At 33.6% G+C, this 20,235-nt stretch carries 17 protein-coding genes and 4 pseudogenes; 16 read left to right on the plus strand and 5 right to left on the minus strand.

The annotated features are described in order from the left end of the window. Positions 1–18 precede the first annotated feature (18 nt). The 4 genes and pseudogenes from DJ93_RS24865 to DJ93_RS24880 form a co-directional block, all read left to right on the plus strand. Positions 19–1,455, plus strand: a complete 1,437-nt coding sequence (locus DJ93_RS24865; protein WP_042983744.1) for a class I adenylate-forming enzyme family protein — start codon at positions 19–21, stop codon at positions 1,453–1,455. Between the two features lie 214 nt (positions 1,456–1,669). After that, positions 1,670–2,782, plus strand: coding sequence for a toxic anion resistance protein (locus tag DJ93_RS24870; protein WP_042983745.1), 1,113 nt, complete (start codon positions 1,670–1,672; stop codon positions 2,780–2,782). 24 nt (positions 2,783–2,806) lie between these two features. After that, positions 2,807–3,640 carry a DUF3974 domain-containing protein gene (locus tag DJ93_RS24875; RefSeq protein ID WP_042983746.1) on the plus strand — a complete coding sequence of 278 codons (834 nt, stop codon included), beginning with the start codon at positions 2,807–2,809 and terminating at the stop codon, positions 3,638–3,640. 191 nt (positions 3,641–3,831) lie between these two features. Then, positions 3,832–4,296 (plus strand): annotated as a pseudogene (locus DJ93_RS24880) (DUF6688 domain-containing protein); the annotation flags it as partial. A 51-nt stretch (positions 4,297–4,347) separates the two neighbouring features. On the opposite strand, the gene DJ93_RS24885 reads toward DJ93_RS24880, so the two are convergent. Next, on the minus strand, positions 4,348–5,907 hold the full coding sequence (locus tag DJ93_RS24885) for a glycoside hydrolase family 10-like protein (RefSeq protein ID WP_042983747.1): 1,560 nt from the start codon (positions 5,905–5,907) through the stop codon (positions 4,348–4,350). Positions 5,908–6,152: 245 nt separating this feature from the next. Between DJ93_RS24885 and DJ93_RS34905 the strand changes: the two genes are divergently transcribed. The 9 genes and pseudogenes from DJ93_RS34905 (at position 6,153) to DJ93_RS32435 (ending at position 13,137) form a co-directional block, all read left to right on the plus strand. Next, positions 6,153–6,335, plus strand: a complete 183-nt coding sequence (locus DJ93_RS34905; protein WP_374937201.1) for a hypothetical protein — start codon at positions 6,153–6,155, stop codon at positions 6,333–6,335. Beyond that, a complete protein-coding gene (locus DJ93_RS24890) occupies positions 6,332–6,637 on the plus strand; it encodes a PTS sugar transporter subunit IIB (protein WP_042983748.1) in 306 nt (101 codons plus the stop codon). Before DJ93_RS34905 ends, DJ93_RS24890 begins: the two co-directional genes overlap by 4 nt. A gap of 11 nt (positions 6,638–6,648) precedes the next feature. Further along, entirely contained in the window at positions 6,649–7,932 is a 1,284-nt protein-coding gene (locus DJ93_RS24895; protein WP_042983749.1) for a PTS sugar transporter subunit IIC, read from the plus strand. A 79-nt stretch (positions 7,933–8,011) separates the two neighbouring features. Further along, on the plus strand, positions 8,012–8,278 hold the full coding sequence (locus DJ93_RS24900; RefSeq protein ID WP_042983750.1) for a hypothetical protein: 267 nt from the start codon (positions 8,012–8,014) through the stop codon (positions 8,276–8,278). A gap of 20 nt (positions 8,279–8,298) precedes the next feature. Beyond that, a complete protein-coding gene (anmK, locus tag DJ93_RS24905) occupies positions 8,299–9,453 on the plus strand; it encodes an anhydro-N-acetylmuramic acid kinase AnmK (protein WP_042983751.1) in 1,155 nt (384 codons plus the stop codon). A gap of 16 nt (positions 9,454–9,469) precedes the next feature. After that, complete coding sequence (locus DJ93_RS24910; RefSeq protein ID WP_042983752.1) at positions 9,470–10,369, plus strand: BadF/BadG/BcrA/BcrD ATPase family protein; 900 nt, start codon at positions 9,470–9,472, stop codon at positions 10,367–10,369. 146 nt (positions 10,370–10,515) lie between these two features. After that, positions 10,516–11,064 carry a glycerol-3-phosphate 1-O-acyltransferase PlsY gene (gene plsY / locus DJ93_RS24915; protein WP_042983753.1) on the plus strand — a complete coding sequence of 183 codons (549 nt, stop codon included), beginning with the start codon at positions 10,516–10,518 and terminating at the stop codon, positions 11,062–11,064. Positions 11,065–11,118: 54 nt separating this feature from the next. Further along, positions 11,119–11,840 (plus strand): annotated as a pseudogene (locus tag DJ93_RS24920) (aminotransferase class V-fold PLP-dependent enzyme); the annotation flags it as partial. Between the two features lie 101 nt (positions 11,841–11,941). Then, positions 11,942–13,137, plus strand: a protein-coding gene (locus DJ93_RS32435; RefSeq protein ID WP_117288021.1) for an IS3 family transposase whose coding sequence is annotated in 2 segments (ribosomal slippage) — positions 11,942–12,248 and positions 12,248–13,137 — 1,197 coding nt in all. Because the reading frame shifts where the segments join, the coding sequence is not laid out codon by codon here. 60 nt (positions 13,138–13,197) lie between these two features. Here the strand turns inward: DJ93_RS32435 and DJ93_RS24935 are convergent. Further along, positions 13,198–13,527: a YkvA family protein gene (locus tag DJ93_RS24935; RefSeq protein WP_042983754.1), complete on the minus strand. Its 330-nt coding sequence runs from the start codon at positions 13,525–13,527 to the stop codon at positions 13,198–13,200. Between the two features lie 265 nt (positions 13,528–13,792). On the opposite strand from DJ93_RS24935, the gene DJ93_RS24940 reads away from it, so the two are divergent. Continuing rightward, positions 13,793–14,479, plus strand: coding sequence for an MBL fold metallo-hydrolase (locus DJ93_RS24940; RefSeq protein ID WP_042983755.1), 687 nt, complete (start codon positions 13,793–13,795; stop codon positions 14,477–14,479). Here DJ93_RS24940 and DJ93_RS34025 read toward each other — a convergent pair. Continuing rightward, positions 14,469–14,684 (minus strand): annotated as a pseudogene (locus tag DJ93_RS34025) (hypothetical protein); the annotation flags it as partial. The gene DJ93_RS24940 and the pseudogene DJ93_RS34025 overlap by 11 nt on opposite strands. Before the next feature lie 342 nt (positions 14,685–15,026). On the opposite strand from DJ93_RS34025, the gene DJ93_RS24945 reads away from it, so the two are divergent. After that, entirely contained in the window at positions 15,027–17,810 is a 2,784-nt protein-coding gene (locus tag DJ93_RS24945; RefSeq protein WP_042983756.1) for a dynamin family protein, read from the plus strand. 44 nt (positions 17,811–17,854) lie between these two features. Here the strand turns inward: DJ93_RS24945 and DJ93_RS32440 are convergent. Further along, positions 17,855–18,182: pseudogene (locus DJ93_RS32440) on the minus strand (IS66 family transposase); the annotation flags it as partial. After that, complete coding sequence (locus DJ93_RS24955; RefSeq protein WP_052109633.1) at positions 18,164–18,523, minus strand: hypothetical protein; 360 nt, start codon at positions 18,521–18,523, stop codon at positions 18,164–18,166. The gene DJ93_RS24955 and the pseudogene DJ93_RS32440, both read right to left, overlap by 19 nt. A gap of 371 nt (positions 18,524–18,894) precedes the next feature. Between DJ93_RS24955 and DJ93_RS24960 the strand changes: the two genes are divergently transcribed. Then, positions 18,895–20,205 carry a DEAD/DEAH box helicase gene (locus DJ93_RS24960; protein WP_042983758.1) on the plus strand — a complete coding sequence of 437 codons (1,311 nt, stop codon included), beginning with the start codon at positions 18,895–18,897 and terminating at the stop codon, positions 20,203–20,205. Positions 20,206–20,235 lie beyond the last annotated feature (30 nt).

Below are 20,235 nucleotides of genomic sequence, written 5' to 3' on the forward strand. Positions count from 1 at the left end.
CACAGAAGGAGATTTACTATGCGAATACATTCTTATTTCTATGAACAAGCAGACAAGTACCCTAACCGATTTTCGCTTTCTGACAAATCTTATAGATGGACTTATAAAGAATTGGCAGAATGTGTTTCAACGCGTGCATCAGAATTTATACAAAATGGTGCAAAGTTAGGACATGTTTTCATTATTAAACTAGAGAATTGTATGGAATGGATTCGAGATGCACTTGCAATTTCAGAAGTTGGTGGAATTATAGTGCCAGTTCATCCAGATGTTACAGAGAGTGAATGGGAATCAAGTATAAAGAGAACGAAACCTAATTGGATTATCACACCTAAAGAGACTATATGTCAAACAATTGAACATAGTGACATTCAATTTCCATATAGACATGTACAGAAAGCTGAGGATCTATATTTCTTTGGGTATACATCAGGTTCAACCGGTACACCTAAAGGCTTTGTTAAAAGCCAGAAGTCATGGACTTGTAGCTTTAAAGGATGGAGTGAGGCTTTTTCACTCACAGAAAATGAGCGTGTAGTAGTTCCGCTACATTTCTCATATTCAGCACAGTTATATCCAGCATTACATGCTTTAGCTACTGGTTCTGAGGTAATAATATTGTCTAAGTTTACACCAGAAGCGTTTTTTAAAGCACAAGGAAATGCTGTCTCTATTACGCCAGCATTAATAGATCCTTTAATTCGCTATGCAAGGCAGAAGCAAACAGTAAAAGAAATGATTCCGAAATGCATTATTTCAGTTGGCACAAAGTTATTACCAGTGCAAAGACAAAAGTTTGAGGAATGCTTTCCTAAATCAGCGTTATATGAATATTATGGATCATCAGAAATGGGCTATGCTTCATTGTTAACACCTACAGATGCAAAGCATGCTCCTGAAACGGTAGGAGTAACGTTTCCAGATGTGGAAATTGCATTTTTTAATGAAAGAAATGAACGAGTAGAAACGAACCGAACAACCTTTGGAAAACTTTTCGTCCGATCAGGTCAGGCTTTTGAGGGCTATATTGACAATGAGGAACAAACGAAAGCTACATTTATAGAAGATTGGGTAACATCGCATGATATCGGCTTTCAAAGAGAAGATGGGAAAATTGTTCTCGTCGGCCGTGACCGTGATGTTTTTAAAGTGGGAGGCAGTTTTGTATATGCTAGTGAGATAGAAGATGTATTAATGAGTCTTACTGGTGTTACGGAAGCGGTAGTGTTCTCTGAAAAAGATGAGAAACGAGGAGAAGTAATCCGCGCAGTTATTGTAAAAGAGCCTTGGCAGACTTTATTAAATATTCAGCAAGAGTGTCGTCGGAAATTAATCGCATATAAACAGCCTAAAATTTGGACAGTGTTGTCACAATTGCCGAAGAAACCAAATGGAAAAGTAGACAAAATGAAATTAAAATCAGAATTCATAAGTAATAAAGTGTGTGATACGTGAAGAATCCGTCTTCAGCATGTTGCCTTCTAGGTCTTAAGTCTGAGGAAAATAATGCCGAGAGCAGGTATACTTATGATAAGAAACAGGGAATGACTGCATAGGCAGGTATTTCTTGAAAGTCAATTTCAAACAAGTGTAATTCATGTTGAATACGATATGTTAGATGAAATATAGTGCAAATAATTTCGCACATATAAATAAAGGAGCGATTTTGTTGACTGAATTAGAGAAAAAAGAACCTGTATCGATTGTGAAAGACAATAATGTAGAAGTAGTAGTTGATACAGTTATAAAAGATGCAGAACTTGAAGAACTGAATAAAGAAGCTGATCTTTATGTACAAAAATTAAACAGCGAGCAAAATACAGATTTATCGAAAGTGTTGTCACAACTTGGAGATTTAGGAGATAAAGAACAGCAAGCTGCAGGACAAACGTTATCGGCATTGAAGCGCCCTGTAACAGCGATGATGAATGGAAAGAATGAAGAAATTCCAAATACATTGTTAGAATTACGAAAAGTTGTATCAGAACTTGATCCGAATTCATTAAAAGCATCAGGTATGAAGAAATTTATGTTTAAAGTTTTCAAGAAAAACCCGCTTGAAACGTATGTGCATAAATATCAATCCATAGATAAACAAATCGAAGAAATTATAAGATCACTACTTATCGGTCGCGACAACTTACAAGAGGATACGGTTGGTCTAGAAATGTTAAAAGAACAATCGCACGACAAAATTCATGCTCTTGATAAACAAGTATACTTAGGAAAAAAACTTGCTGGAATGCTTGAAGCAGAAAAACAAAATCCAGATCGTCAAAGGGATATCCCACTAATTAATGATGCATTAGAAAAAATACTTGTGCGTACTCGTAATATGCAGCAAGCAAAAAGTGTATTATTACAATCTATCGCATCTGTAGACATTATTAAGAAAAATAATGAGAAGCTAACGGAGGCGATTCGTAATGCTATTACAATGACACAAAATGTCGTAACGGTCTCAGCTGCAATTCAATTAGCGCTAACGAACCAACGTAAAACGATTGATGCAGTGAATGCAACGAATGAAGCGATTGAGTCAATGGTATTAAGTAATTCTCAAGCATTAAAACAAAATACAGAAGAAACAACTAAGTTGCTTGAAAATCCTGCAATTAGTATGGATAAATTGCGCGAATCATTCCAAAATGTATTTGCTGCTATTGAAGCATCTGAGAAATCTTCAGAACGCATTATAGAGTCTAGTAAGAAATTTGTGATTGAACTTGATACATTTAATGATGAAATGAAGCAGAAGCTCATTCAGCGTCCAAAGAAATAACAGGTCACTAGAGGAGGTGAAAAAATGGGTTTCATTAAGTTAGCTTTAATATTAGTCGGAACGTTACTTTTAGTAGGATTTACGATTGTTGTCCTGCTTGTGTATTTCGGACGGAAATTTTATTTATCATGGGCGAAGCCATATAACAGGGCCCATGAATCACTTGAAAAGTTATCGAATAAATCAACGCCATTTTTGCAAGAGTTCACACAACATCCACTCTTTTATCGATGGATTCGTACAGAGGGGAATAAGGAGCAAAAAACATTGAATACACTTTTCTGTGCAGCGGGTCAGCATACGAGAGAGCAGGTTTTCTCGATGTTACCGAAAGATAAACAGAAAAAAGTACACGCTATGGCAAAAACGACGAAAAAAGTTACAAACGAAGATGTCGATGTAGCAGCAATGAAAGTGAAAGATTTCTTAAGACAAGAATCACAACAATCAGCTAAACCGACAGACTTATCGTTTTATAAATTGTATTTTTATGATCGTTATCCCGATGCATTAAATACAATTCAAGCGTACAAACGATCCATCAATCCTTCATTACAAAGAACAGTTGATGATATTACAATTTCAGTATTAAATGCACTTCCGTACTATCAAGAACAACGCATGTTTGAACAACAGCATAAATTGGAAACGTTCTTAATGAAAGACTTAACAGCGATGTTATCGTTAGTGGTGCAATTACCACCATCACAACGTCCTGAAAAAGAAGAGGAATTAAAAATCTACTTGCAAAACTTCCAAAAAGAAATGGAAGCAGTAGAACGTGATATTCGTGACTCCATTGATCATGATTTAAATGTGAAGATGAGAGCTGCGAAGGAGAAGTTTAAGAACAAATAGAAGAGACCGCCTTAAAAGCCGAGTATTTCGGCTTTGAGGCGTTTTTTTGTGAACATATTTGATTTTGAAAGGTATGCTATGGGTGATATGAAAACTTTTTGTGAATTGAAAAATGAGAAAATTCTATATATAAAGGTTGGATAATGGTAAAATATAGAATATTATATTGTGATTTTTGCTAACACATCATATTTATTTTAATACTTTTTGGTCAAAAGCCAGATAGCTTTATAAGAGTGTTTATGGAAACGAGTAGCTTTAATTATTCTAAGATTCCTGCCCCAAGTCCTCAAATTCTTTCTGGAGATGGGCACTGCTTATGTACTGTCTCTGTCAAAGGGCATAAAAAAATTGTTAAGCCATTACGAGCAGGAATTAGACATGGAGATAGAATTACAGTAAATCGGCAATTATTAATTGCGAACGCTTTCGAAAATGTAATTGAGGAACGGCTACCAAGATGTCATAAAATAATTAGAAATTTTTACGATAAATATGGTTATCCAATTAGTAAACATATTAATACAAAGTGGTCGGCAGATTTCATTTATATTTTAATGAAGCCGTTAGAGTGGTTTTTCCTATTTGTATTATATGCAGTTGATAAAAACCCAGAAAATAGAATTCATATTCAATATAGTGAATTGAGAAAGTAATAGTTTCATATAAAATAAAATCCCCCACTTTTAAAATGAGGGATTTTAATTTTATTTTGCTTTAATAGTAGTGTTGCCAGAAGGAACACTCTCATTATGCAATCGATCCACTGCAGTCACCACATACGTATATGTCTCACCAGATATAGCTGTTTTATCTACATAAATTTCCCCAGGTTTTGTTTTTCTCACAGTAGTAAGTAAATGCTTTGGATTTTGTATATCAACTTCATTTTTTCCATTCACTCGGTAGATGGCGTAATAAGCAGAGTCATTTTCTCTATCATCAATAATACCTAAAGTAACACCTTCGTCTCTTGGAATAGCACCTTTTAAAGCAGGTTGTTTTGGCGGATCATTATCAAGCCAAGGCATAGGAGGGATTAAAGCAGGGTGTTTATATATGTCTTTAGTGAGTCTATCTTTAATTCCTAGAGGATTGTTATTAATATCTTTTAAGCTAAAATGCATGCTGCCTTTTATTTGAGAATATTGATGATTTAATGCAATTTGTCTAGGGTATTCTTCAGGATTGGACCATGCAGGAACGGAATTATTGTTAATTTTGTAGGTGGCTTGTCCGATATATAGGTGAGTTGGTTTGTTTTCAGTTTCTTTTACCCACCAATCTAATAGTATGTCATATGCGGCAGGGATGAATCCAATATTCCAATATATTTGAGGAGTAATATAGTCAATGTATCCTTTTTGTATCCATTCTCTTGTGTCGGCGTATAGGTCGTCATAATTTCTTTGTCCTGCGGTTGTGTTTGACCCAGTTGGATCGTCAGCAATATTTCTCCATACGCCAAAGGGACTAATACCAAACTTCACATATGATTTTTCTTGTTTAATTGCATCGTTTAAACCTTTTACAAGCTGACTTACATTGTCACGTCGCCAATCTTCAATATTCGAAAATTTACCGTTGTTATATGTTTCATATGTTTTTTGATCAGGAAATTCTTCACCAGCTACTTTATAAGGATAGAAATAATCGTCCATGTGCAGAGCGTCAATATCATAATTTTGAACAACTTCTAATGTGCCTTCCATTATAAAATTTTTCACTTCTGGAATACCTGGGTTGTAATATAATTTTCCACCATAACGTATGACCCAATCGGGGTGTTTTCTTGCAGGATGATTTTCTGCTAATCGGTTTATATCAGTATGATTCATCGTTATTCGGTAGGGGTTAATCCATGCGTGGAACTCTAGATTTCTTTTATGTGCTTCTTCAATCATAAATGCGAGTGGATCGTAGCCAGGATCTTTGCCTTGTGTACCTGTCAGGTATTCAGACCAAGGACCATATTTGGAGGGATAAAAAGCATCGGCAGTTGGTTTAATTTGTACAACAACTGCATTCAGACCGGTGTTTTTTACATCATCTAATAGTTTCGTAAATTCTTGTTTTTGTTTTTCGATAGGTAAGCCAGTTTTTGAGGGCCAATCAATATTAAGTACAGATGCAATCCATGCAGCACGTAATTCGTGTTTTTGATACGTAGTAGGTACTTCGGCATAAGTAGGATGAGAGGTAATAAAAGAGAAAGGAATAAACAAGATGACACTGCAGCAAATCATTAACAACCTTTTAAAGAACATCTATACGCCTCCCTTTAATTCTATTATCTAAACTACTATATCATGTGAATAGGACAGCTACAATTGAGAAAATTCCATATTGAAACTTTTATTTAATAGAAAAAATATTTTTGCTGAAATTTACTTTCATCATAACTAAACTGTTGATTAACTTCATATGCTTGTTAGTAACGTGAAACTTCCCTTTGTGTATGAATAATTAGATGAAAATTTACGTCCGATTCGTCATTATTATTTAAGTATGGATGGGGAAGTACGAGAATGTAAATCCAGCAGCATTTAAGAAGATGCAGTGGCATACGGAAGAGGAATACATGCAAAGCTTAAACGCATTTCTTGATATGTATGCAGAACAAATCATTGTTGGTTTGACAATTCATGAAAGAGGATGGAAATTACTTTACATGAATAGGAGGATTATAAAATGAAAGTCTTATTCGTTTGTTCTGGAGGAATGTCCAGTGCAATTGTTGTAAACGCTTTAAAAAAGGAAGCGGAGAAAAAAGGGATTAATATGGAAGTGCATGCGATTGGAACAAATGAGGTTGAAGATGAAGTCAAAAATGGTTGGGATGTTGTAATGGTTGCACCTCAAGTAAGACATCGTTTTGATTCTGTTAAAAAAATTGCAGAGCAGGAATCTGTTCCGTGCGGTATCATTCCGCCACAAGCGTATACGCCGCTCGGTGGACCAACTTTATTAAAAGCTGTAAATGAATTAATTCGTTAGGAGGTAGTGTTATGAATAAGTTTGTCTCGTTTCTTGAGAATAACTTATCTGGACCGATGGCAAGGCTTTCTGAGCAAAGGCATTTACAAGCCATTCGTGATGGGGTTATTTCAGCATTACCATTTATCATTGTAGGGAGCTTCTTTTTAATTGTAGCATTTCCGCCACTTCCGAAAGATAGTTTCATTTCACTTTGGGCAGCAAAACATCAAGCGAGTATTTTAATACCATATCGGTTAACGATGTTTATTATGTCGTTATATATAGCATTTGGTATAGGATACAATTTAGCGAAAAGTTATAAGTTAGATGCATTATCTGGAGCACAGCTTGCGGTATGTTCACTACTTTTAACATTAACACCTGAATTAATTGATAAAAAAGGATTTATGCTTCCAATGACAAACCTTGGGGGACATGGATTATTCGTCACGATGATTGTGTCTATTTTGTCTGTAGAGATTTTAAGATTTTGTAAGACAAAAAATGTAATGATAAAAATGCCAGAGCAAGTACCACCGTCAGTATCACGTTCGTTTGAAGCACTTATACCTGCTGCTTTCGTTATTATGATCATGAGTCTTGTTACTGTCGTTTTTAGCATTGATTTACATCAGGTTGTTGATAAACTAGCTGCACCGTTAGTAAAAGCTGGTGATAGTTACTTTGGAGTAATCATACCGGTATTTTTAATAACATTTTTCTGGTCTTTTGGCATACATGGTGTATCGGTTGTAGGAACTGTTGCTCGGCCATTATGGGAGGTATATTTAGGGAAAAATGGTGAAGCAGTAGCGAGTGGAGCAAATCATTTACCATTTATTTCACCCGAACCGTTATATCAATGGTTTATATGGATCGGTGGTTCCGGCGCGACATTAGGACTTGTGTTAGCTATGATTGTATTTGGTCGATCAAAATATTCGAAAGCATTATCAAGAACTTGTATTGTGCCTGGTATTTTTAATATCAATGAACCTGTTATTTTCGGATTGCCGATTGTACTAAATCCAATTTTAATTATCCCATTTATCATTACACCACTAGTAACAGCAACTGTAGCTTACTCAGCAACTGCAATGGGATTTGTTACGCCGACACATATTATGCCACCGTGGACACTGCCAGCTCCAATTGGCGCATATTTAGCAACAGGTGGGGACTGGCGAGCGATTGTATTAGTTTTTATAAATATAACAATATCGTTCCTTATTTATCTTCCATTCTTTAAAATGTACGATAAAAATATGCTTGAGATTGAGAAGAATGGTGATGGGGACTCTGTGAATACTTAAGATTCATACAGTGATTTATAAGTGATAGACAATTCGTCTATCACTTCTTTCATATAGAAATGGGAGAAGGTGAAAAGAAATGGATATAAAATTTAGTTATAAAGGTGTATTTTTACTATTATTTGGAGTGATTTGTGCGAATTTACTTTTTGTACCTTTGCTAGGAATGTTAAAACTATCACAATTGCATAGTATATGGTTCGTAACAAGTCTTTCGGCAAGCGTTTTACTTACGATTGTCGTTTCTTTTATTGATGGTACATATGCATCAAAAGCACAGTTGTTTATTAGATTTGTATTATTTTTAGCAGGATGCACTTTATTTACTTACATTATTGTTTTTTAAAGAATTTTGGAGGTCATGCTATGTATATTGCAGGTGTAATGTCTGGTACATCGTTAGACGGAATAGATGTAGCGCTTGTTCATATAGAAGGAAGTGGTGAGGATTCTAAGATAGAACTTATTCACTTTGTTACTGTTCCAATCTATGAAGATATAAAAAACGAAATAAAACAAGTGTCATCAATTGATGCTTCAAACGTTCAACTTATTTGTAGTTTGAATTTTAAACTTGGTATGTGTTTTGCGAATGCGGTGAAAGAAGTTTGTAAAGAGGCTAATTTTCTGTTAGAACAGTTGGAATTAATAGGTTCCCACGGACAAACGATTTACCATCAGCCTCATCAAGATGGAAATATGATCTCCTCGACATTGCAAATTGGAGAGCCAGCCGTGATAGCGTATGAAACAGACACGACAGTTATCTCTAATTTTCGAACGATGGATATGGCTGCTGGAGGTCAAGGAGCACCACTTGTTCCGTATTCAGAACTTATTTTATATCGGCATCATACTAAAAGTCGCCTCTTACAAAATATTGGTGGAATCGGAAATGTAACAGTCATACCGAATAAACGATGTGAAAAAAACGTAATTGCATTTGATACAGGACCAGGGAACATGATAATTGATGAAGTGTGTTACCAATTGTTTAATCGACCTTATGATAAAAATGGAGAGATAGCAAAAAATGGAGAAATAGTAGAAGAAATTCTTACGTACTGCATGGATCATCCATTTTTAAAAATGTCCCCGCCAAAATCAACAGGTAGAGAACAGTTTGGAAAAGAGTTCGTGAAGGAATTGTTAAATCGATTTAAACAACATAGTAAGGAGAATATATTAACGACTGTAACAATGTTTACAGCAAATACAATTGTTCACCAGTATAAAGAATTTATTTTCCCTTTTTATGAAATTGATGAGGTTATTCTTGGCGGAGGCGGCAGTTATAATGAAACACTGGTCGAAATGATACGAGAAGGTTTGAAAGAAGAACAGTGTACAGTATGTATTCAGGAAGATTTAGGATATTCATCTGCGGCAAAAGAAGCGATCGCATTTGCTATTTTAGCAAATGAAACGTATCATCGTAATCCAAGCAATGTGCCGAGTGCTACTGGAGCTAGGGAATCAGTCATTTTAGGGAATGTGACTTTCCCACCAATTAGAAAATAAAAATAGGAGAGAGAAAATGAAATATATGATTGGAGTAGATGGTGGTGGAACAAAAACTGAGGCGATTGCTTTTGATCAAAATGGAAAAGAGCTAGCGAGGAGTAAAAGTCATTTCGGAAATGTATTGATAGATTATGAGAAAGCGCTAGCGCATATTATGGAAGCAATCGATCAATGTCAGAAAAACTTTTATAAGGAGCATTGTGTTTGTATTTGTTTAGGATTAGCAGGTATTAGCGGGGTAGATAAAAATGAATTAAAATCGCGATTCGTAAAGAGGTACGGAACACAAATTGAAATTTATGATGATGCAATGATTGCGCATGCAGCTGGATTAAAAGGTAAGGATGGTATTTTAACGATAGCTGGTACAGGTACAGTTTGTATAGGGAAAAAGGGAGAAGTATACGAGTATAGCGGTGGCTGGGGACACATTTTAGGAGATGAGGGAAGTGGTTATTGGATTGCTTTACAAGCTTTAAAGAAAATGGCGTTACAATTTGATCAAGGAGTTTCACCTTGTCTATTGAGCCAGTCTATTCAAAAGCAGTTTCATATTTTTACTCCATCCCATATAAAAAGTCTTGTATATACTTCCTCAAAAGATACGGTTGCATCAATTGCTCCATTTGTTATAAAAGAAGCGAGAAATGGTAATGATGACGCACTTGAAATTATGATGCGAGCTGGAAAGGAATTAGCGAGAATTACAGCTGATGTTTATAATAAAATGGCATTTAACTTACCTACTTCAATTGCAGTAAATGGTGGCATACTTCGTTCAGCTCCTGAAATATATGCTGAATTTAAGAAGTGTTGTGAGGAAAGTATGGGGGAAGTTCAATTTGTAACAGGATCAGACATAGCAGTAAAAGGAACTTATTTTTTAATGAGGGAGAAATATTTTGCGCTTTAAGTATATCAATATTCAAGTGATAATTTTTGTATTATTTGTAAAAATATGATGTTAAAATATAAAATGGGATATAGATTAGGAAAAGTACAATATATGGAAGATTTGAATGTTGTATAAATATCCCCATTTAGAAAGTGAATGATTACATGATTAACAGTATGCAGTTTTTGTATGTAGTAGTATCGTATTTATTCGGAAATATATTGACAGCTTATATTCTTACAAAATGGAGGCACAAGATAGATATTCGAGATGCTGGAAGTGGAAATCCTGGGGCGAGAAATATGGGGCGAGTATATGGAAAATGGTATTTCATTGCTACATTTTTCGGTGATGCAATTAAAGGAGCGATAGTAGTTTACATTGCAAAATACCTTTTTGAAAATTCCATATTTGTAATGTTATCTTTATTGGCTGTTATAATCGGACATATTTACCCGATCTTGTTTAAAGGTAAAGGTGGAAAGGGCATATCAACATTTATTGGAGGATTAATAGCATTTGATTATTTAATAGCGCTTACTCTTCTATGTGTTTTTATTATATTTTATTTCATATTTAAAGGATTTACTAAGCCAGGATTAATTACAATTGCATGTTTACCAATTTGTATGATTTTCTATTCTTACTCTATTGTAGCGACTATATTAAGTTTACTTATTATTATACTTATTTTATATGTAAATCGAGAATAAAGTGGAATTTCCATAAGTGGGGTTGTAATCTCCACTTATGTTTTTGGAATTAATATGGGAGAGCCGTTTGTATATACTGAATTGGAAAAAATAATGGAAACCGAAAATTATGAATGGCTTTGGTTTGTTCACCATGAAACATCAACTGGTATGTTAAATAATTTAGAAGAACTACTTAGAATTAGTAAAAAGTTTCAAATTAAAGTATGCATTGATTGCATAAGTTCAATTGGAGCGATACCAATTTACCTAGAGGATATATATTTTGCAAGTGGCGTTAGCGGTAAAGCAATTAAATCATATACAGGACTATCTTTCGTCTTTCATAATCACACTGTAAAGGCAAATGAAGAAATACCTGCGTATATGGACATTGGAATGTACGAAGAGAATGGTAGTCTTTCATATTCTCATTCATGGAATTTAATTTATGCATTGCAAGAAGCGCTGAAAAGATTCGAAGATGAAAGTGCATTTGTAAAAATAAATGGAACATATGCTTTCTTGAAGAGGCCATTACAAATATGGGACTAAAACTTGTTTCACCTAAAGAGCATGCCGAACCTATTATTCTTACTATTCAATTAAATCGAGGGATCTTTTCTAACAAAGTAGGGGATGCATTAGCATTGCAAGGATACATTGTTCATTATAAGTCATCTTATTTACAAGAAAATAATTGGATTCAAATTGCATGCTTAAATCATTATAAAGAGCGTGAAATGAAGAGGATGTTGAATTGTTTACCGATAAATGTGAATCAAGTACTTATATAATGAAAAAAGACGGTTAAATGATATTATCCCCTTTAGGTAGACAGTGTAAAAAGACCATGTACATACATGGATGTTACACTATTACTTGGAGGGGATTTTTCATGGCTAAAAAAGGTTCAACATTCAATGCATATTCAGAAGAATTAAAGTTATCAGCTGTTCAAAGTTATTTAAATGGAGAAGGAAGCTACGATATGATAACGGAAAAATATCAGATTAAGAGCCCTACCCAACTGAAAAATTGGGTAAAAAAATATAAAGAATGCGGTGAAATTAAAGATACACGTGGGAAGAATAATGGAATGAAAGGTATTCCAAATCCTTTAAAAGGGAAACGTGTTCATTTCAACACTGTTGAAGAGGAGCGGGATTACTATAAGGCACAGGTTGAATATTTAAAAAAGCAATATCCAAATCTGTAAATGGAGGCGTACTAAAATATAAAGAGAGATATCGGATCATTGAATCATTAAAAAGGAAATATCCAATTATATGGCTTACTAAATTTGCAGGTATACATCGGTCAAGCTACTATAAGTGGATTCATACGAAATTGGTTAAAAACATGCGACTAGAATCGGATCAACAATTAAAAAAGGTAATAAAATCTATCCACTTAAAGCACAAGGAATATGGCTATCCACGTATGAAAATTGCTTTACAAGAAGAGGGTTATTTTGTGAATCACAAAAAGGTCTATCGCTTAATGAGTGAACTCAACATGCAATCTATTATTCGAAAGAAGCGACGCTTCTTTAAAGGAGAGTACTCCAATACCTTTCCAAATGTTTTAAACCGTAAATTTAAAAACCGCCAACAAAATGAAGCGCTCGTTACCGATATTACCTATCTACGATTCCAAGAGGGGTTCCGTTATCTTTCTGTCGTACAAGATCTTTATAATAACGAAGTTGTTTCTTGGAAAATTTCTAAGCGCAATGATAATGAACTTGTATTAGATACAATTGAAATGTTGGCGCAAAAAAGAGATGTGCGTGGAACTATTCTCCATTCAGATCAAGGGTTCCAGTACACATCTCATGCCTACAACAAACGACTTTTAGATTTAGGTATCATTGGCAGCCACTCTCGCAAAGCAAACTGTCATGATAACGCCTGTATCGAGTCATTTTTCTCCCATTTAAAATCGGAGATGTTGTATTTGCATCATTTTAAAACAGAAACAGATTTAATACAAGCAATTGAGGAATATATTTATTTTTATAACTATAAACGGTTTCAAAAACGACTCAACCATCGAGCTCCGATAGAATATCGACTCTCAATGGCTGCTTAGTCTTTTTTAATACTGTCTACTTGACAGGGATAAGACCATAAATGACCGTCTTTTTATTAGTTATGCATGCGCCGAAGCAAATAATGATTCCATCTTTATTTTTCCCTTTTCCCTAATTTCTGCATCTGCATGTAGCCTGACATATTTGTGAGCCAAAGCGATGGCTATCACATCATCTAATAACCCAATTCCAATAATCGCTGCTATATCTGGAATGAAATCAATTGACCATACGTAATAGGATAAAGCAGCTAATATGATTATTTTAGCTTTAGTAGGCAATCCTTTCTTTTTTAAGATGTAATATAAAATAATACTTTCGTACACGCTAGATTTACCTATAGTTGCTGAACTTTTTTTGAATTTCTTCCAAAGTGTCTGTTTCTCCATATGAACACTCCTTTTACAAAAACATAGATTTTTTAAAAGGATAGACAAAGACGTGAGGAAATAATCTATTTCATCATTGTTTTTATGGTGCATTTGTAGAAAGAAAGAGAACATTACTCATAAATAATAAAATTGTTGGAAATTAGAGGAGTTAGCGGGACACTAAGATGATATATAATCTTTTCTATATCATCTATAATAAATGTATGTAGATTTTTCGGATATTATTAAATATTTCATAAACAGACGATATGGGGGAAGAAGAATGAAGATAACGGAACTACCAATTGAATTTGAATTTAATGGGCAAAAGCATTGTATTTATCCTAGTCTAATTGAATTAAATAATGAATTAACTTTAGTTGATACGGGATATACAAATTTTTTACCTTTAATTGAAAATGAAATTTTAAAACATGGATATGAAATGAAAGACTTAAAGAATGTTATTATCACTCACTATGATGATGATCATATAGGTTCTTTATACGATTTCAAAGTAAAGTATCCTCAAATTAATATTATTGCTAGTGAAATTGAATCAAACTACATTAGTGGCGAAATAAAATCAGAGAGATTAGTTCAAGCAGAAAAACTGTTAGAAAATATGTCGAATGAAGAAATAGAATTCGGTAAATGGTTTGTATGTCAATTAAAAAGTTTGCAACATGTATTAATTGATGAAAAGGTACAGGATGGTCAAATGATTTTAAATAATGAATGTAGAATAGTCGCAACACCTGGGCATACTTCGGGCCATATTTCATTGTACTTTCCAAGTTTAAACAGTGTAATTACTGGTGATGCGGCAGTTCATGAGAATGAGGAATTAGTTATTGCTAATCCGCACTATTGTTTAAACATTGAAAAAGCAAAACAGTCTTTAAAAAAGATAAAAAACATTAAAGCTGAAAGTTACTATTGTTATCACGGAGGAAAACTTATTTTATAATTGTTTGGAGAAACGTAAATATTTGATTTTTTAATACACAGTTAATGATTTGAATCAAATCATTAACTGTGTATTTTCTTTTTAGGTGTTGTTTGTTATCAATTGCAATTCTATATTGAAAACCATCTTTCTGAAATATAAGCTCCTATGCTAAATCAAAGTCGGATCTATACAATGCTTTAGTTTTGGTTTTTAATATATAAAAGTTATCGTTATTCCACATTGTCCCCTCTCTATCAACGAAGCAAGCATAGCATATATATTCACTATCCATTGTTTTTATAACGAACTCTACATGAAATGTTACAACGTAATGCAGCATATTATATTCGCATTAAGTTATTAGGAACATCTAATGTTGTTTCACAACTGAAAGGAGATTGAAAAAAAACTGAAACTATTCTCATTAAAATTCAATCTTACTTAAAAAATGAAAGAAAAATGAAATTTTCCAAAAGAAATTCTTTGTTAATATAAAAAGCATAAATACAAAAAAGTGTTGACACATGGAGAAAAATGTATTCTTCAAGATATAGTGGGGGAAAAAATGAGATTAGAAAAACAATTTATAAAAAAGATGTATTATGAAACATTCCTAATGGAGAATGAAACACATACACCTCTTCAAGTACTTGGAGATGCTTATTTAAATGAACAAAAAAATGAGACTTCCGATGGATCTTATATTCGTTTTGCACAAGGTGAATATTATTATCACCATCAAGATTTTGAATCAGCTATTTTTAAATGGGAGAAAGTCAGTAATGAATTAGCACCATGGGCACAAAAAAATATTGCGGATGCTTACTTCGAACTTAACCAATTATCAGTTGCTGAAAATGTTTATACCTCTATTACTACAGATAACAAAATACTTATGACCGAAATTATACTGCAATTACTGTCTCTTTACATCGAGCAAAATAATCTTGATTCAGCTTTCGCTGTTATTAAAGAAGCGGTTTCTTTAAATCCCGATTATCCAAACGTCACAACAATTGCACGTTCCTTTTATGAAGAACAGCAAGATTTTGACAGTGCAGTAGAGCTTGCTGTGAACGAGTTAATTCGAACAGAATCTTATCCGTGGTTTGAGGTTCTAAAAGAATATATCGATAAAGGGTTTACTAAAAATATTTCACCAGACTATTTTTATAAAGTATTAGTTACATTAAATAATGTAGATCAAGTACAATTTACGCAAATGGTTTCATCACTTTGGAACAGCTATAAAGATGAACAAAATTACTTATTATGGCTTAAAACAATAAATGAATTTTTCTTACATATTGAAATACATTCGTCCGATATATGGGACAAAATTTCTTCTCTTTACGAAGAAACGTACTTTGAATTAATTCAAGGTCAATATATGCTTAGACAATTACACGATATCATTCCAAATCTGTTAACAAATTGGTTAAAGGTAGCCAATCCATCTCATGCTGTATTTCCATCTGCAGCAGTATTGGCATGGGATGAGATTTTTCCTTCCAAAATAGATTCAGCGGATATAAAACATGCGGAAAACCTACTGTCATATTCTATTAATCATGTGAATGGCTTAGAGTATAGTTTACATCTTTTTGAATCTATTACACAATGGGCACAAAAACACGATTTAGAAATGGGTCACCGATTTAGTTGGTTGGTTGGCGAGCTTGCAGATTTAAGAACAAATCGCCTTTTAGTAACTGGAACTTCAGGAAATGGAAAAGCTTCATTTATTAACTCTATTTTAGGAGAAAATATATTAGAAAACTCAATCTCAAATGTAGTTGTTTTTAAAAATGACGCTTATACAGAAATTAACGCTATAACGGATTCAGAAATTACAACAACTGAGAATTTCTCTGATTTCCATAACATGATGTCTCTACACCGTCAAACATATAGAGATAGAGCATGTGTTGAATTTAAATTACCATGCAGATTTTTAAGTGAAAACAAACTTACATTCGTTGTTACACCTAGCTTTAATAGGAACAACGACACGAGAGATGAGGTATTCGAATATTTAAACTCTGTAGATGAATTATTATTCGTATTGAATGCGGATTCACCTTTTACTGACAAAGAACGTGACATTCTATTAAGTATTCAAGAACATACACCAAATCTACAAGTTCATTTCTTATTAAATAAAATCGATAACATTTACAATGAAGCAGAAGCAAAAAGAGTTATACAAGATACGCAAGTGAGAATAAACACATATTTCCCTAATGCAAGAATTTTCCCTTATTCTTCGTTATATACAAATAGTAAACAACTAAACGATTTAACTGAGTTTATTCATTATAACTTTAACCATAAAAATATCGATGCAGAACGTACTGAAAAGCTATTGTTTTTCATTCGAAAAACAATTACATATCTTTTGGATAAACGCGTCGAGAGGGAAAACAATCTAGTGGACTCTATTAATTGGAATGAAGATATGTTAGTTAAACTAAATGGTTGTATTAATAACCTTACTGCTTTTGAGAAGGAAAAAATTCATTTAATTACAGAATCATATCGTACAATGAAAAACGAAATTACTAATGATCTTACAGAACATATTCCGAAACTATTGCAGAGTTGTTCCGATTTAATTAGTGAAGAAATCGATTTTGGTCACATTGATATTGAGTTAAATACAGCGATGAATGAAAGAGTGCAACAATATCTAGAACAAACTGTATTACCTAATCTTGCTCGCTCTATGCAAAATTGGATAGCAACTTCTAACAACGAGTTCCTTCAAAGTCAATCGTACTTAGAAGAAATCAGTGAAGGACTTAATTCTTTATTTGGAGAAAGTCGAATACAGTTAGAATGTGACTTTAAAGTGCTTGATGACTGGCGCAGAGATACTGATAGAATGACAACTAGAATACAAATGGAAGAAGTAAATATTTTACGCCGATTTACACCAGCACAATTTTTACTGAAAAGTGCCGGTAAATTATTTGGAGTTCTTCCTAAAAATAAAGCTATGCTATATAACAAATACAAACAGTATTTAGAAAATGAAGATTATACCGATGTAACGGCTGCTATTATGAAGAAGTTTTTCTTGCAATTTGAGCTATTTGAAAACACACAAGAGCGGGATATTAATATGTTCTTTAGAAATCCATTTGGCGCGTTGGGACAAGTTGTAGAAAACACTCATTTAGAAATAAAAGAAAAACAAGATACACTGCATAAAATGAAATCAAACCCTGAAGTTTATCATGATCCTATAACGCTCTTTGAATTGAGATTACGTCAATGTGAAGTAATCTTGAATATAGATGAGGATAATTCCTATACAGATTTAACTTTAGAAACAATTATAGAATAAACGTAAAGTAACTCCAAAATATACAATAAAAGTTGATTTTGGAGTTATTTTTTATTTGCGTCACTTTTTTTCGGTACTCTGCAACTAGATGGTAAATCCATTGACCACGGCAAGACTTTATCAATTTCCTCTTTATTGTTTAAATCGATGTTGGGAAGCGTTTCAAACAAATAACGAAGATAATGATAGGGACTTAGATTATTCTTTTTTGCGGTTTCAACCACACTATACATGATGGCACTTCCTCTAGTACCTTGCGCGCGGTGTATTTGAGAACATCCAATTTTTTCTCCCGATTACAAACGGTTTAATAGAACGTTCACTGCTGTTGTTATCGATTTCTAAATAACCGTTTAATAAAAAAGCTTCAAGACTGTTTTAATATGAGATATTTTGCTGTTTTTTGATACTACTTCTAAAATGAAAGCAATTTTATATTCACTATGTTTTTCTTTGAAATAAGCGATAAGTACCTTTGTATCCTGTTTTTGGGATGGGACTTCTATCATTTTGAAGATTTGCTTATTCTCTTTGAATATAGGGATTGCGACTCCTTTCGTTACATAAGACTTCACTAATTTTTCGTCATTCTGTATTAAAGCATATTTAAATTTACGTATAACATCTGTTTGAGATGTAGCTGTAACAATTTGATTGGATGGAATAGATAGTACGATGGAAAGGCAAAAGGCTAGTAGTAATTTTTTCGTCATTTTAATCATCCTATTGTTATGTTTCCGTATGTTTGCGTTACATATGTATAAATATTTAGTTGTTAAAGTGAGTGGCTTATATTCATTAAGGAGGAGTAATTGGATAAAAAATGAAAAAAGCAAGAAATAATATTAGGACGTTTTTTCATATGTTTAAAAAGAGAGCATATAGGAGGGGGAAATTGCGAAGTTAAGCGAATTTTGTCATCTTCTAATAGGGCATCCTTACTAAATTCAGAGAAAAAACAAAAAGAACTAGTACACCTTATACGAAGCGAGTATAAAAAGAGAAGATAAAAATTTTTTTATTTTTCATATTTGGCGAAACAAATGGTACAATGAAAGCTTAATGTGAAAAATAAGGAAAAGAAGTGATCTGTTTGAAGAATTTTTTAGAATTAGGAATTAGTGAAACATTTAATCATACACTACGTGAAAATGGAATTGCTGAAGCTACGCCAATTCAAGAGAAGGCGATACCGGTTGTTATGTCAGGGAAAGATATAATTGGCCAAGCGAAAACGGGAACAGGTAAGACACTTGCATTCGTCTTACCAATTTTAGAGAAAATCAATCCAGAGTCTAGTGATGTTCAAGCTTTAATTGTTGCGCCAACAAGGGAATTAGCATTACAAATTACAACTGAAATTGAAAAAATGCTTGTTCATAGAGAAGATATTCATGTTCTTGCGATTTACGGCGGACAAGATGTAGCACAGCAAATGAGAAAGTTAAAAGGAAATACACATATTGTTGTAGCGACGCCAGGACGTTTATTAGATCATTTGCGCCGTGAAACAATTGAATTAGCAAATCTTTCTATGCTTGTGTTGGATGAAGCTGATCAAATGCTTCATTTCGGTTTCTTATATGATATAGAAGATATTTTAGAAGCGACACCTGATAGCAAACAAACAATGTTATTCTCAGCGACGATGCCAAAAGACATTAAAAAATTGGCGAAGCGTTATATGAAAGAACCACAAATGATTCATGTACAAAGTGAAGAAGTAACGGTAGATACAATTAAGCAGCGTGTAATTGAAACGACAGATCGTGCGAAACAAGATGCGCTTCGTTTTGTAATGGATCGCGACCAGCCATTTTTAGCAGTTATTTTCTGCCGCACAAAGCGTAGAGCAAGTAAGTTATATGATGATTTAAAAGGATACGGTTATAACTGCGATGAACTTCACGGTGATTTATCACAAGGAAAACGTGAAAGAGTAATGAAAAGTTTCCGTGATGCGAAAATTCAGTACTTAATTGCAACTGATGTAGCGGCTCGCGGGCTTGATGTAGACGGTGTAACTCATGTATTTAATTATGATATTCCAGAAGATGTAGAAAGCTATATCCACCGAATTGGTCGTACGGGACGTGCTGGCGGATCAGGTCTTGCGATTACATTCGTGGCACCGAAGGATGAAAGATATTTAGAAGAGATTGAAAAAGCAATTGGCGGGCCTCTGCAAAGACAAGAAATAGAACAACCTATGATTAAAAAACAAGATACAAATGAAAAACCGCAAAAAAAGCAATTTCAAAAGCCAAAGAAAACAGGTCAATATCGTCAAAGAGATAATCGTGAAGGATCGAGAAATGACAAACAACGATCATTTCAAAAGCCAAGTAAAAAGAAAAGTAGTGTAAAGCAAGGTCAGCAAAGACGAGGTCGTTAATAGCTGAATCAAATATATTTTAATATAGAA

The sequence above is a fragment of the Bacillus clarus genome (genome assembly GCF_000746925.1).
In the GTDB taxonomy this organism is placed as follows: Bacteria; Bacillota; Bacilli; order Bacillales; family Bacillaceae_G; genus Bacillus_A; species Bacillus_A clarus.